The sequence below is a fragment of the Streptomyces sp. CA-146814 genome, from assembly GCF_050942385.1.
Lineage (GTDB): Bacteria > Actinomycetota > Actinomycetes > Streptomycetales > Streptomycetaceae > Streptomyces.
On record NZ_CP192068.1, the window covers coordinates 4,205,057 to 4,218,509 of the forward strand.

15 protein-coding genes are annotated in these 13,453 nt (G+C 68.5%); 9 read left to right on the top strand and 6 right to left on the bottom strand.

Features of this window, described 5'->3' with window-relative positions; translation table 11 throughout:
• Positions 1-34: 34 nt before the first annotated feature.
• A complete protein-coding gene (locus ACQP09_RS18590) occupies positions 35-343 on the bottom strand; it encodes a hypothetical protein (RefSeq protein WP_015610155.1) in 309 nt (102 codons plus the stop codon).
• A 533-nt stretch (positions 344-876) separates the two neighbouring features.
• Between ACQP09_RS18590 and ACQP09_RS18595 the strand changes: the two genes are divergently transcribed.
• From ACQP09_RS18595 to ACQP09_RS18615, 5 genes are all read left to right on the top strand, one after another.
• Positions 877-1,356 carry a hypothetical protein gene (locus tag ACQP09_RS18595; protein ID WP_433401067.1) on the top strand — a complete coding sequence of 160 codons (480 nt, stop codon included), beginning with the start codon at positions 877-879 and terminating at the stop codon, positions 1,354-1,356.
• A gap of 23 nt (positions 1,357-1,379) precedes the next feature.
• Entirely contained in the window at positions 1,380-3,188 is a 1,809-nt protein-coding gene (locus ACQP09_RS18600; RefSeq protein WP_433406650.1) for an alpha/beta hydrolase, read from the top strand.
• Positions 3,189-3,517: 329 nt separating this feature from the next.
• Complete coding sequence (locus ACQP09_RS18605; RefSeq protein ID WP_433401070.1) at positions 3,518-3,748, top strand: hypothetical protein; 231 nt, start codon at positions 3,518-3,520, stop codon at positions 3,746-3,748.
• A gap of 320 nt (positions 3,749-4,068) precedes the next feature.
• On the top strand, positions 4,069-5,052 hold the full coding sequence (locus ACQP09_RS18610) for an NlpC/P60 family protein (protein ID WP_433406651.1): 984 nt from the start codon (positions 4,069-4,071) through the stop codon (positions 5,050-5,052).
• A gap of 307 nt (positions 5,053-5,359) precedes the next feature.
• Complete coding sequence (locus tag ACQP09_RS18615; RefSeq protein ID WP_432152579.1) at positions 5,360-6,091, top strand: phosphatase PAP2 family protein; 732 nt, start codon at positions 5,360-5,362, stop codon at positions 6,089-6,091.
• A gap of 83 nt (positions 6,092-6,174) precedes the next feature.
• Here the strand turns inward: ACQP09_RS18615 and ACQP09_RS18620 are convergent, their stop codons facing one another.
• The gene (locus ACQP09_RS18620) at positions 6,175-6,381 is read right to left on the bottom strand and encodes a hypothetical protein (protein ID WP_433401073.1); all 207 of its coding nucleotides are present in this window, start codon (positions 6,379-6,381) and stop codon (positions 6,175-6,177) included.
• A gap of 164 nt (positions 6,382-6,545) precedes the next feature.
• Here ACQP09_RS18620 and ACQP09_RS18625 point away from each other — a divergent pair, with 164 nt between their 5' ends.
• The gene (locus tag ACQP09_RS18625; protein WP_433401076.1) at positions 6,546-7,415 is read left to right on the top strand and encodes a hypothetical protein; all 870 of its coding nucleotides are present in this window, start codon (positions 6,546-6,548) and stop codon (positions 7,413-7,415) included.
• A gap of 181 nt (positions 7,416-7,596) precedes the next feature.
• Positions 7,597-7,974, top strand: coding sequence for a hypothetical protein (locus tag ACQP09_RS18630; RefSeq protein WP_433406852.1), 378 nt, complete (start codon positions 7,597-7,599; stop codon positions 7,972-7,974).
• A 28-nt stretch (positions 7,975-8,002) separates the two neighbouring features.
• On the opposite strand, the gene ACQP09_RS18635 is transcribed toward ACQP09_RS18630, so the two are convergent.
• Complete coding sequence (locus tag ACQP09_RS18635; RefSeq protein WP_433401079.1) at positions 8,003-8,404, bottom strand: metal-sensitive transcriptional regulator; 402 nt, start codon at positions 8,402-8,404, stop codon at positions 8,003-8,005.
• 245 nt (positions 8,405-8,649) lie between these two features.
• Here ACQP09_RS18635 and ACQP09_RS18640 point away from each other — a divergent pair, with 245 nt between their 5' ends.
• Complete coding sequence (locus ACQP09_RS18640) at positions 8,650-9,270, top strand: DUF47 domain-containing protein (RefSeq protein WP_007449359.1); 621 nt, start codon at positions 8,650-8,652, stop codon at positions 9,268-9,270.
• Between the two features lie 5 nt (positions 9,271-9,275).
• Positions 9,276-10,274 (top strand): inorganic phosphate transporter, encoded by a 999-nt coding sequence (locus ACQP09_RS18645; RefSeq protein ID WP_030566598.1) that lies wholly within the window; start codon positions 9,276-9,278, stop codon positions 10,272-10,274.
• A 128-nt stretch (positions 10,275-10,402) separates the two neighbouring features.
• Here ACQP09_RS18645 and pstB read toward each other — a convergent pair whose 3' ends face one another.
• Genes pstB through pstC form a run of 3 tightly spaced genes read right to left on the bottom strand, consistent with a single transcriptional unit; the run spans position 10,403 to position 13,305 of the window.
• Entirely contained in the window at positions 10,403-11,179 is a 777-nt protein-coding gene (pstB, locus tag ACQP09_RS18650) for a phosphate ABC transporter ATP-binding protein PstB (RefSeq protein WP_030720302.1), read from the bottom strand.
• Between the two features lie 39 nt (positions 11,180-11,218).
• Entirely contained in the window at positions 11,219-12,307 is a 1,089-nt protein-coding gene (gene pstA, locus ACQP09_RS18655; protein WP_433401083.1) for a phosphate ABC transporter permease PstA, read from the bottom strand.
• Positions 12,304-13,305, bottom strand: a complete 1,002-nt coding sequence (gene pstC / locus ACQP09_RS18660) for a phosphate ABC transporter permease subunit PstC (RefSeq protein ID WP_432152586.1) — start codon at positions 13,303-13,305, stop codon at positions 12,304-12,306. The genes pstA and pstC overlap by 4 nt, the downstream gene beginning before the upstream one ends.
• Positions 13,306-13,453: the final 148 nt, after the last annotated feature.

The following is a 13,453-nucleotide window of genomic DNA, read 5'->3' on the forward strand; positions in this document are numbered from 1 at the left end:
GGGGACGGCCCGGTGCGGGCTGGCCGACGGTGGGTCAGACAGCCATTCCGTACACGATGGTGAAGAGCGTTCCGAGTGAGCCGATGATGAAGACTCCGGTCAGGCCCGCCACGATCAGGCCCTTGCCCTGTTCCGCGCTGAACGTGTCGCGCAGCGCCGTCGCTCCGATGCGCTGCTTCGCCGCGCCCCAGATCGCGATGCCGAGGCAGAGCAGGATGGCGATCGCCATCACCACCTCGATCATGATGCGTGCCTCGTTGCCCAGCGTGCCGAACGGCCCCCAGTTGGGGGCGATTCCGCCGATGATGGTGGTGATGTCGCCCTTCTCTGCTGCCAGGATCATGTAAGTCACCGCCCCTGTTGGGTAGTTAGCTTTCCGCGCCCGTATGGCACGGGTTGCCTTCTATCTTCGCTGATGAAACCGCCCTCGTACGACGCCTTCCCGGTCTCTTTACCCGGATCTCGCACGTTCGACCGACACAGCCGCCCTGACCTGCGGCTCGTCCCGGTATTCACATACATACGCCTGGTTACTCTGTGTATCACGCGGTGTGACCGCGAGCAACGACGGTGGCCATGGGTTCCTGGTGCGGTTGCAGCGTTCGTGGGGCACGACGTGTTCGTATGCGCCGTTCGAGAGCTGCCGGTGCGCCGGTGAGCCGGGGCGATGCGCCGTCAGGAAGGGCGGGTGCAGCGGGAGGTGAGAGCTGCGTCCATCGTCCGGGTGAATCCCGTCTCCGGTCGGTGCGGCGAGAAGCCCGGTGATCGCGGGCGTCCGCCTCCGGTCGTGCGCCTTGGACGTGCAGGTGGGCGGCGCGTCGGCCACGCCGTGTTTGGCACAGTGCCGCTCCACGATCGAGGAACGGGGTGAGCGGTGTGAGCGGAGTGGGTGTGCTGGCGCAGCCGGGCGGCGACCGGCCGTGGTGGTGGGTCGAGCCGCGCGGTGAGGAGGGTGGTGGTGGGGGCGACCTCAAGCACAGTGATGGGCCGTGGCTGCGGGCGGCCGGTGGAGCGGAGGGCCTGGTCGCGCACCTCGGTCCGGTGAAGGCCGAGTTGGGGCGTGCGCACCAGGGGCTGGCGGCGGGGGCCGGTGAGCTGTCGGCACTCGCCGAGCTGGGTGCCGTACGGGCTTCGTGGGAGCGGCGGATCGAAACCGCCCGTGACGAGTGCCGGAGCCTGACGGGGAAGCTGCGGGCGGTGGCCGCCACGCAGTCCGAGGTGAACGGGGCGGTGAAGGGCTTCTTCGGTGGGGTGAGGGTGGCTGCTGGTGGTGTTGGGGCCGGTGCGGGTGCGGGTGCGGGTGCTGGTGGTGGTGTTGGGGCTGGGTCCGGTTTCGGTGCGGGTGAGGTGCGGTGAGTGGGGCTGGTGGGCCGGGTGGTCTGGGGGCGCTGGGGTCGACGCTGACCTGGGCGAAGTTACGTGAGGTGAGGTGCGCCGAACTGGAGGAGGCCGCCGACGGGTGGGGCCGGGCCAGCAACCGTGCCGACGCCGCTCGGGACCGTATCGACACCCAGCTCGTCAACGACCTGCGCCGGACGCAGAAAGGGGAGGCGGCGCAGGCGGCGGTCAGGCGGTTGCGCCGGCTGTCGATGAACTTCCAGTACGTCTATACGGAGTGCGGGCTGCTACGGACCACGCTGAACAGCCTGGCCCATGAGCTGAAGGCCCAGCAGCGCGTGCTCCAGGGAGCGCTCGACGATGCGGCGGCCCTGAAGTTCACGGTCCATCCGGACGGTTCGGTGACGTACCCGGCGGCGGGTGAGGGCCTGGTCGACGGGAAGCCGCTGGCGGGCGGCCGGGCCTCCGGCGTCCCGAACCCCGGGCTGGCGAGCCCCTCCGGACTCGTCGCACCCAACCCGAACGCCGCGAAGGCCCAGGACATCGCGGACCGGGTCGCCCGGGCGGTGCGGACGGCGGCCGACGTGGACTGGCGGTACGCGAAGATCCTGCGGGCGCTGAAGGCGGAGGACGGTCTCGGAGTGCCGACGTCGACGTGGACGGATGCGGCGAGCGACGCGGCGGCGGTGCGGCAGGCGGCGAGCGGGTACCTCAAGCGGGAGATCCCGCACGATGCGACTCCGGCCGAGCGGAAGGCGTGGTGGGAGGGGCTGACGGACGAACAGCGCGAGGAGTACCTCGCGGTGTACCCGGACCAGATCGGCAACCTGGACGGGATCCCGGCCCTGGTCCGCGACGCGGCGAACCGGGACAACCTCCAGCTGCTGATGGGGAAGCTGGCGGGGCAGGACGGCGAGGATGCGGCGACGAAGCTGGCGGCGCTGCGGGAGATCGACCGGCAGTTGGAGGCGGTGTCGAGGCCGGGGGAGCCGCCGATGTATCTGCTTGGTATCGGGGATCAGGGGAATGGCCGGGCCATCGTGTCTTATGGGAACCCGGATACGTCGCGGAATGTTGCGGCGTATGTGCCGGGACTGAACACGTCGTTGGATAGCGAATTTGCCAGAGGCGATCTGGGGCGGTCACGCGATCTGGCTATCGCCTCGAATCGCCACGGGGAGTCCACTGCTGCTATCACTTGGCTCGGGTATGACGCTCCCCAGTCACCGGACGGGATGGGAACATTTGCCGTCGCGGGCGGCGCTAAGGCTGAAGGGGGCGGGAGAGCTTTTAGTGGATTCATGGGTGGTCTCGCGGCGACCAATGAGCACGAGGATCCCCACATGACGGCCATCGGACACTCCTACGGGTCCCGGACTGTTGGAGCAGCAACGCAACAGGAGGGCGGAATTCCCGGCGTCGATGACATCGTGTTCGTGGGAAGCCCGGGGGTGGGTGTTGACAGTGCTGACGACCTAGGGGTGGGCCGGGATCACGTCTTTGTCGGAGCGGCTTCCAACGACATCGTGACCAAACTTCCTGCGAAAGAACAGTTTGCTGTCGGTGCGGCAGAAATGTTGATCGGTGGGCCTGCGGCGGCCTACCTCTTTGGCGACTTGGCCGATCCAGGCGACGACGACGTCTGGTTCGGTAAGGATCCGGCCAGCGAGTCGTTCGGGGCGAGGAGATTCGAGGTGGGGGATGGCCCGCCTCTGGTCGGGGCGGGTGGGCTATCCACAGATGCGCACTCGCAGTACTTCGACCCGGTAGCCGATAAGAACTCTTTGGACAATATGGCTTTGATCGCCGCAGGGCGTTCTCATATGGTCAGAACGGAAGATCCGCGTTGATGGGTCCAGTCCGGTCGATTCTTGTGGCCCTTCTGTTGGGGGTCTTGCTTGGTGGGTGCACAGGGGTGCGAGGCGATAACATTAACATGCAGGGTGCTGCGAAACACGCAGACGAAATTCTCGACGGAGTTCTTGCGGAAATTCGGCCAGATGTGCGCTGGGTGCACGGCCCGACAACAACGGGAAACTGCACGGTGACCCGGCGGAGGACGGTAATGACCGTTGTTTCTGATCAACGGAGGGGTAGCTTGCTGGGAGTAGTGGACCGCTTTTGGCGCAGTAGCGGCTACCGCATGAGGATGATTAATAATCACGCGGATGCTCCTGCGATGTACGCGGAAACCAAGGACGGATTCGTGGTCAGTCTGATCGTCGCGGACCAGGGGCAAGTGCACTTCGACGTAGTCAGCCCTTGTGTGAACTACTCCGAGGTGGCCGACTCCACCAGTCAGGCCACCGCGCCGCTCGACCCGGAGGCGGAGGTCATCCCACGCCCCAACATCCACTCCGACTTCTGGTCTGCCGAGGCGCCGGAGGTCGGAGTGACGTCCGGGCGGTGATTGGGACGCGGTATCTCAACTTGGCGACTGAGTAGAGGCTTTGAGTCTCCCTTGGGGCCACAGACCCATGTCGTGCCCCTGCCGGTGTTGGGTCGAGCCGTCGGGTCATGCCCCAGTCACTGCCCGCGGGGTCGCGCGGTTGGCGATACCGGTCATGTGCGTTGCTTCTGAGCCGTTACCGCCCCCGTGTGCTCCGGGTGCGCCGGTGGTGTGCCGCGGATGACTCGTACACACCGTCGAAAACACCCCTGAACCGTCGCGCGATGAGGGATGGTTGAGGGGTGCGGAAATTCTGGGTCTTCGGTGGCATCGGCGTGGGCATGGCGGCGGCCTTCATGGCGCTGCTCCTCGTCGGTACGTACTCGGCCGCCGCCGGTCTCGCCGGGGTGGGCGGAGGTGGGGCCGTCGCGCTTGCCAAGGGGGCGGTGCCGGCGCGGTTCCAGTCGCTGGTCCAGAAGTGGGGCAACCTCTGCCCCGCCATCAACCCGGCCCTGTTGGCCGCACAGTTGTACCAGGAGAGCGGCTGGAACCCGAGGGCGCAGAGCCATGCCGCCGCGCAGGGCATCGCGCAGTTCATCCCGGGCACCTGGGCCACGCACGGTATCGACGGCAACGGTGACGGCAAGCGGGACGTGTGGGACCCGGCCGACGCGATTCCCTCGGCCGCTTCGTACGACTGTGAGCTCGCCGGGTACGTCAAGAAGGTGCCGGGCGATCCGACGAGCAACATGCTGGCCGCGTACAACGCCGGTGCCTACGCGGTCATCAAGTACGGCGGTGTGCCTCCTTATAAGGAGACGCAGAACTATGTGAAGATCATCCGCTCGCTGGAGAAGAGCTTCGCCCGGCCCGTCGGCCGGGTCGCGCCCTCCCGGCAGGCGGCCGGGGCCATCTACTTCGCGCAGAAGAAGCTCGGTACGCCGTATCTGTGGGGCGGGAACGGGACGCCGGAGCAGCAGGGGCGGTTCGACTGTTCCGGGCTGACCCAGGCCGCGTACCGGACGGTGGGCATCGAGCTGCCGCGCGTCGCCAACGACCAGTACAACGCGGGGCCGCACCCCTCGCGGGACGAGCTGCTCCCGGGGGATCTGGTGTTCTTCTCCGACGATCTGACCAACTCGCGGGCCATTCGGCATGTGGGGCTGTATGTCGGCGGTGGGTACATGATCAACGCGCCCTTCACGGGGGCGGTCATCCGGTTCGACAAGATCGATACGCCGGACTACTTCGGTGCGACCCGGGTAACCAAGGACGGTGCCGCGGCTCTGCCGACCGACCTTCCGGAGGATGCTCCGCCGGGGTGACCCACCTCTCGTCGGGCCGGTCCTCCGGGGCTGACGGAGAGTCGGCCGTGGCCGGAACTCTCCGTGAAGCCTGGGCCCTGAGCTGCGACGACCAGTCACTCTTCGATAACGTCATGGTGATCATTCGGTGGAGAGTGGAACGCGGGCGGCGAGCGGGCCGTTCCCTGGACAGGGACAGCGGACAGCATGCGCACCGACCATGCGTGCGCAGAACGGGACCACACCGAATCACGGGGGTTCGACCACGGTGGCGCGCACGGACGCGCGTCGCCACAGATGAAGCAGACAAGGCAAGGGGCCGCAGCAGATGGCTGGACTCGAACTCGAAGGGTCGAACCCGGACGTCAGTGTGCTCTACGGCATCAACGGGCTGGCGAAGGCCGCTCCGACCTGGCTGGACCGGGTCATGGAGTTCGTCGGTGAGTACGGGACCATGTTCGGCCTCGTCCTGGTGGGCCTCTGGTGCTGGTGGAGCATGCGCAAGCGCGGGAGCGCCGACGACTCGGTGACGTCGGTCGCCGCGCTCGTCTGGGCGCCGCTCGCCGCCGCGCTCGCGGTCGTGATCAACATCCCGATCCGTGGATTCGTCGAACGGCCACGTCCGTTCAACGACCATGAGGGGCTCGAAGTCCTGATCCACGGCAAGACGGACTATTCGTTCGTCAGCGACCACTCCACCCTCGCCATGGCCCTCGCCGTCGGCATCTTCGTGGCCAACCGGAAGTTCGGCTTCGTCGCGCTCGGCCTCGCGGTCTTCGCCGGTGTCAGCCGGATCTACATGGGCGTCCACTACCCGACCGACGTGATCGGCGGATTCGCCCTCGGCACGGCCGTCGCACTCCTGCTGGCGCCGCTCGCGATGGCCCTGCTGACCCCGCTGATGGCCGCGATCTCCCGCTCCGACCGGGCCGGCTGGATCGTCCGGTCGAAGAAGGCGGACGCGGCGTACGGCGAGGAGCGCGGGGACACGCGCTCCATCCCCGAGCCCCGGCCGGGCACCGGGCGCGGCCATCCGGGAGAGAAGGACCTGGCCGCCTGACCCGAGCCCAGGACCCGCTCACGATCCCCCAGGTGCTTCGCGCACCTGGGGGATCGCGCTGTTTTCGGCCATGTCCTCCGGGGTCAGCACGCGGCGAGGTGCTCGGCGGCGTCCGTGCGGGCCCGGTCCCGCGATCTGCGTGCCGGGCCCGTCCAGCCGCAGGTGCAGCGGGCCAGGCAGAACGAGCCGCGCTCGGTCGTGGTGGCGCTGTGTCCCGCCGGAGGCGGTGCGGGGCACGAAGGGGGGTGCGGGGCCTTGGTGCGGGCTGGGGCGGAGGGTTCCTCGTGCACCCGACCACGGTACTGGTGACCGCCTCCGAACGGGTTCCGAGGGCCGGAGAACCCGCTCGCCGCACGGCGGAGGTGCCGGGGCCGCGTGACGGGGGGCGCCGGTGGTCGTTATGCGAGGCGGGTGAGGGCTCGGTCGTGCGGCAGTCGTTGGGGGTTGGCAGGCGATGGTGGTGCAGCAGTACAGGGACGGAGGCGGGGCCCGTGCTGTCCGCGCCCTCGCCGTGGCCGGGGTGATCGCGGTCACCGCCGGATGCGTCGGCGAGGCGGGGGCGGGCGGTGGGAGCGACGGCTCCGGGCAGCGTGCCGTGGCCGCGGAGCGCCCGCTCGACGTGCTCGGCCGAGCCGCCGGTGTACTCGCCGAAGCGGGTGGCGCGGAAGCCCGTACGTCGATGGAGACGGCGGCCGGCGGGACGCGGGTGACGATCCGCGGCGAGGGCACGTACGACTTCCGCAGGCAGATGGGGCGGCTCAAGGTGGTGCTGCCCACGGACGCCGCCGGCGCGGACGACCACCGGCCGATCACCGAGCTGCTGGCGCCGGGCGCGCTCTACATGAAGAACCGCGGCGCCGGGGTCCCCGACGACAAGTGGGTCAGGATCGATACGACCGCGCTCAAGGACGGCAACCTCGTCACCGGCGGCGTCACCGATCCGACGGCCGCCGCCGAGCTGCTGCGCGGGGCCGGTGATGTGACGTACGTCGGGAAGTCCGAGCTGGCCGGCGTGACGGTCCATCACTACCGGGGCGTCGCCGACCTGAACCGTGCGGCGCGCGCCGCGTCGCCGCAGTCGCGCGGGGCGCTGAGCGCGGCGGCGAAAGGGTTCGGCAAGGACGCCGTCCCGTTCGACGCGTACCTCGACGAGGAGGGCAGGCTGCGGAAGGTCCGCCACCGCTTCACCTTCGCCACCGAGGGCCAGGAGTCGGCGGAGGTCACGGTGGTCTCGACGCTGCTGCTGTACGGGTTCGGGGCGCCGGTCACCGTGACGCTGCCGGACGAGGACGACATCTACACGGGCGAGATCCGGCAGAGCTGAGCCCGGCTGCCGGCCGCCGCCACGACCCCTACGGGAAGGGCGGGGCGGGAGGGGCCGGTTGGGAGGGGGACGAAATGGTCCGTCCGTGCCATGCGCGGCGCGTACCGCGCTCCCTACGCTAGGAAGCCGGTGCGCCGAAGGGTCGGCGAAGGGTCGGCGACGGCAGAGAGAGGTGACGCAGGTGGTGACGCTCAGCGCTCCGAACGCTCAGGACTACGTGGCCCTCGCCGAGATCGAGCTGTGCGGCGAGCTGATGATCGCGGCCTCGGCGGCGCGTGAGGAACGCCTCAGTCCCGACCGTATCGACGAAGTGCTCAACGTCGGGGACGAGTCCGTCGGGGGCGAGACCGTCGAGGATGAGGCGTCCGGTGACGATGACGGTGACCGTGGCCGTGACCGTGTTCACCACGGGGCCGACGCCGGCGACCGTACGCCTCAAGGCGCCGGTGCTGCTCAAGGCGCCGGTGCTCCTCAAGAGGCCGGTGGCGGTGGCTTGAATGCCACCCTCGCCGCCGACGCGTGGACGACCGTCCCCCGCCAGGCCGTCCGCCGGCGGTGAGGCCCCCGGGCCCCGCCCGCCCCGCCCCTCACGTCCGCAGCAGCCGGGCGATCGCCTTCGTGGCCTCCTCGACCTTCGCGTCGATCTCCTCGCCGCCCTTGACCGCCGCGTCGGCGACGCAGTGGCGCAGGTGCTCCTCCAGCAGCTGGAGGGCGAAGGACTGCAGCGCCTTGGTGGAGGCCGAGACCTGGGTGAGTATGTCGATGCAGTAGACGTCCTCGTCGACCATGCGCTGGAGGCCGCGGATCTGGCCCTCGATCCGGCGCAGCCGTTTGAGGTGCTCGTCCTTCTGGTGGTGGTAGCCGTGGAAGCCGAGGTCGTGGTCGGTCACGATCTCCTCGGCCCCGAGAGGAGCCGCGGCCGCCGCCGGAGTCCCCACCGGCTCCGCTTCCGCTCCCGCGCCCGTGTCCGTCGTCCCGGTGGTGGTCATCTGCGTCCTCCCGTAGTCCTCGTACGCCCGTCACAGCCTGCCCGCGATGGCGCTCCGGCCTGATGCGACCCTGCCCCCGATATACCCCTGCCGGGTATATCGTAACGAATCCGGCGGAAACGTGACCGGGGGCCCGTGCCGATCCCCGTTCCCGATGGGCGACACTGAAGAACGCCGGTTAGCCGTGGCCGGATGATGCGCCTAGCATCAGCCTGACCGAATCCAAAGCATCCCGAGGACCCCACGTGCGCTTTCGTCTGACCCCCAGGGAGACGAGCTTCTACGACATGTTCTCCGCGTCCGCGGACAACATTGTCACGGGCTCGAAACTCCTGATGGAACTGCTCGGGGCGGATTCTGCCTCCCGAGTCGAGATCGCGGAGCGTATGCGGGCAGCGGAGCACGCGGGGGACGATGCCACCCACGCGATCTTCCACCAGCTGAACTCCTCCTTCATCACGCCGTTCGACCGCGAGGACATCTACAAGCTGGCGTCCTCGCTCGACGACATCATGGACTTCATGGAGGAGGCCGTCGACCTGGTCGTCCTCTACCAGGTCCAGGAGCTCCCCAAGGGCGTCGAGCAGCAGATCGAGGTGCTGGCCCGGGCGGCGGAACTGACCGCCGAGGCCATGCCGGGGCTGCGGACCATGGACAACCTCACCGAGTACTGGATCGAGGTCAACCGGCTCGAGAACCAGGCCGACCAGATCCACCGCAAGCTGCTGGCCCAGCTCTTCAACGGCAAGTACGACGCCATGGAGGTGCTGAAGCTCAAGCAGATCGTGGACGTGCTGGAAGAGGCGGCTGACGCGTTCGAGCACGTCGCCAACACCGTGGAGACCATCGCGGTCAAGGAGTCCTGAACCTCGTGGACACCTTTGCGCTGATCGTGACCATCGGTGTCGCGCTCGGCTTCACGTATACGAACGGCTTCCACGACTCCGCGAACGCCATCGCCACCTCGGTCTCCACCCGGGCGCTGACCCCGCGTGCGGCTCTGGCGATGGCCGCGGTGATGAACCTCGCCGGCGCCTTCCTGGGCCAGGGGGTCGCCAAGACCGTCAGCGAAGGCCTGATCGCCACGCCCGTCGGGCAGAAGGGGATGGGCATCCTGTTCGCGGCGCTGGTCGGCGCGATCATCTGGAACCTCATCACCTGGTACTTCGGCCTCCCGTCCTCCTCCTCGCACGCGCTGTTCGGCGGCATGGTCGGCGCTGCGCTGGCCGGCGGGACGGATGTGATCTGGTCCGGCGTGCTGGAGAAGGTCGTCATCCCGATGTTCATCTCCCCGTTCGTCGGCCTGATCGCCGGCTATCTGGTGATGGTCGGCATCATGTGGATGTTCCGGAACGCCAACCCGCACAAGGCCAAGCGCGGCTTCCGGATCGCGCAGACGGTCTCGGCGGCGGGCATGGCCCTCGGCCACGGCCTCCAGGACGCGCAGAAGACGATGGGCATCGTGGTGATGGCCCTGGTCATCGCCGACATCGAAGGTCCGAACGACGAGATCCCGGTCTGGGTCAAGATCGCCTGTGCGGTGATGCTCTCGCTGGGTACGTACGCGGGCGGATGGCGCATCATGCGTACGCTCGGCCGGAAGATCATCGAGCTGGACCCGCCGCAGGGCTTCGCCGCCGAGACGACCGGCGCGTCGATCATGTTCGGTTCGGCGTTCCTCTTCCACGCCCCGATCTCCACGACCCACGTCATCACCTCGGCGATCATGGGCGTCGGCGCCACCAAGCGCGTGAACGCCGTGCGCTGGGGCGTCGCGAAGAACATCATCCTCGGCTGGTTCATCACCATGCCGGCCGCGGCACTCGTCGCGGCGCTGAGTTACGGCGCGGTGCTGCTGCTCTTCGGCTGAGGCGAGCTCGTAGAAGACATATGGGTCCGCCCCCGCTCTCCGTACCAGGGAGAGCGGGGGCGGACCCTTTCGCCTTGTGGTGGCACCGCCATGCAGCACCGCAAGGCCGTATCAGGGGGAGGTACGGCTCAGCCGAAGCGGCCCGAGATGTAGTCCTCCGTGGCCTGGACCGACGGGTTGGAGAAGATCCGCTCCGTCTCGTCTATCTCGATGAGCTTGCCAGGCTTGCCGACCGCCGCGAGGTTGAAGAACGCGGTGCGGTCCGAGACGCGGGCCGCCTGCTGCATGTTGTGCGTCACGATGACGATCGTGAACCGCTCCTTCAGCTCGCCGATCAGGTCCTCGATGGCGAGGGTCGAGATCGGGTCGAGCGCCGAGCACGGCTCGTCCATCAGCAGGACCTGCGGTTCGACCGCGATGGCGCGGGCGATGCACAGGCGCTGCTGCTGGCCGCCGGAGAGGCCGGAGCCGGGCTTGTTGAGGCGGTCCTTGACCTCGTTCCAGAGGTTGGCGCCGCGCAGGGACTTCTCCACGACGTCGTTCAGCTCGCTCTTGCGGTAGCTGCCGTTGAGCCGCAGGCCCGCCGCCACGTTGTCGAAGATCGACATGGTGGGGAAGGGGTTGGGGCGCTGGAAGACCATGCCGACCGTGCGGCGCACGGTGACCGGGTCGACGTTGGAGGCGTACAGGTTCTCGTCGTCCAGCAGCACCTTGCCCTCGACGCGGCCGCCGGGGGTGACCTCGTGCATGCGGTTCAGGGTGCGCAGGAAGGTGGACTTACCGCAGCCGGACGGGCCGATGAAGGCGGTCACGGAGCGGGGCTCCACGGTCATCGAGATGTCCTCGATGGCCTTGTGGCTGCCGTAGTAGGCGGTGAGGCCGCTGATGTCGATGCGCTTGGCCATGGTGATCACTGCTTCTTTCGGAGGTCGCTGATGGCCGCGTCAGCGACCGGTCTTCGGGGCCTTCCAGCGGGCGATGCCGCGGGCCACGAGGTTGAGGATCATGACGAAGGCGATCAGCACCAGGGCCGCTGCCCAGGCGCGGTCGTACGAGGCGGCCTCGCCGATCTTGTACTGCTCGTAGATGTAGAACGGCAGCGAGGACTGAGCGCCTTCGAAGGGGTTCATGTTGATCAGCTGGCTGCCGAAGACCAGCAGGATGATCGGGGCGGTCTCACCGGCGATGCGGGCGATGGCCAGCATGACGCCGGTGGTGATGCCGCCGATCGCGGTCGGCAGGACCACCTTCAGAATAGTGCGCCACTTCGGGATGCCAAGGGCCAGCGAGGCCTCGCGCAGCTCGTTCGGGACGAGCTTGAGCATCTCCTCGGTGGAGCGCACCACGACCGGCATCATCAGGATCGTCAGGGCGAGCGCGCCCATCAGGCCGGACGGCTGGATCTCGAAGATCAGCATGATCGACAGGATGAAGAGACCGGCCACGATGGACGGGATGCCCGTCATCACGTCGACGAAGAAGGTGACGGCCTTGGCGAGCGAGCCCTTGCCGTACTCGACCAGGTAGACGGCGGTCAGCAGACCGAGCGGCGCGGAGATCACCGTGGCGATGCCGACCTGCTCCAGGGTGCCGATCAGCGCGTGGTAGACGCCGCCGCTGGCCTCCGAGCCGAGCACACCGGCCATGGAGTGGGTGAGGAAGTAGCCGTCCAGGCGCTCGGCGCCACGGGAGACCGTCGTCCACAGCAGCGAGACCAGCGGGACGACCGCGATCAGGAAGCAGACCCAGACGACGCTGGTGGCCAGGCGGTCCTTGGCCTGGCGCTTGTTCTCCACGACGCTGGTGACCACGTACGAGATGGCCAGGAAGAACAGCGCGGCGATCATGCCCCACTGCACCTTGCTGTGCCAGCCGGCGGCGGTGGAGAGGCCGACGGAGAGCGCGATCGCGACGGCGGCGAAGCCGACGGGGGCGAGGCGCGGCAGCGAGCGGCTGCTCAGACCGGACTTCGGCGCGCCGGGGCCGGTGGGCGGCGTCGGGCGTTCCTGTACGGCGGTGGATGCGTGGCTCATGCGTTGGCCCCCGAGTACTCCTTGCGGCGGGCGATGATGAGCCGGGCCGCGCCGTTGACCAGCAGGGTGAGGACGAAGAGGACGAGGCCCGAGGCGATCAGGGCGTCACGCCCGAACTCGTCGGCCTCGCCGAACTTCGCCGCGATGTTCTGCGCGAAGGTTCCGCCGCCCGGGTTCAGCACGTGCAGCGAGATGATGAAGCTCGGGGAGAGGACCGTGGCGACGGCCATCGTCTCGCCGAGCGCGCGGCCGAGGCCGAGCATCGAGGCGGAGATGATGCCGGAGCGGCCGAACGGCAGCACCGAGAGGCGGATGACCTCCCAGCGGGTGGCGCCGAGCGCGAGCGCGGCCTCCTCGTTCATCTTCGGGACCTGGAGGAAGACCTCGCGGCTGACGCTGGTCACGATCGGCAGGATCATGATCGCCAGCAGCACGCCGACGGTGAAGAGCGAGCGGGCGACGCCGACCTCGGTCTTCTCGAAGATGTACGTCCAGCCGAAGAACTGGTCGAGCCAGAGATTCAGGCCCTCCAGGTACGGCACCAGGACGAGCGCGCCCCAGATGCCGTAGACGATGCTGGGGACGGCGGCGAGCAGGTCGATGACGTACGCGATGGGGGCGGCCAGCTTGCGCGGCGCGTAGTGCGAGATGAACAGCGCGATGCCGACAGCGATCGGAACCGCGATGATCATCGCGATGATCGAGCTGACGACCGTGCCGAAGAGCAGGACGGCGATGCCGAAGACCGGCGGGTCGCCGGCCGGGTTCCAGTCGAAGGTGGTGAGGAAGTTGCCCTCGTCCTTCGAGATGGCGATGGCGGCCCGGTAGCTGAGGAACACGGCGATCGACGCCATGATCACGAGCAGCAGGATGCCCGAACCGCGCGAGAGGCCGACGAAGACCTTGTCGCCCATGCGCCCGGTGGACTGGGGGCGCTCCTTGCGGTCCGGGGGTGCCGGCGGGGCCGGTGGCGTGTCTATCGGTGTGGTGGAAGCCATGGTCTTTCCGGTCTGTGTGGGGGAGCCGAGGCTCCCCTGGCGGCGGTGCACCGGATGGTTGGGGCTGGTACCGGGCGGTACCGGGGGTGGCGGGCCGGTCCGGAGGGGTGCGCCGGGCCGGCCTGCCGGTGGTGCGTGGAGCGTGGTG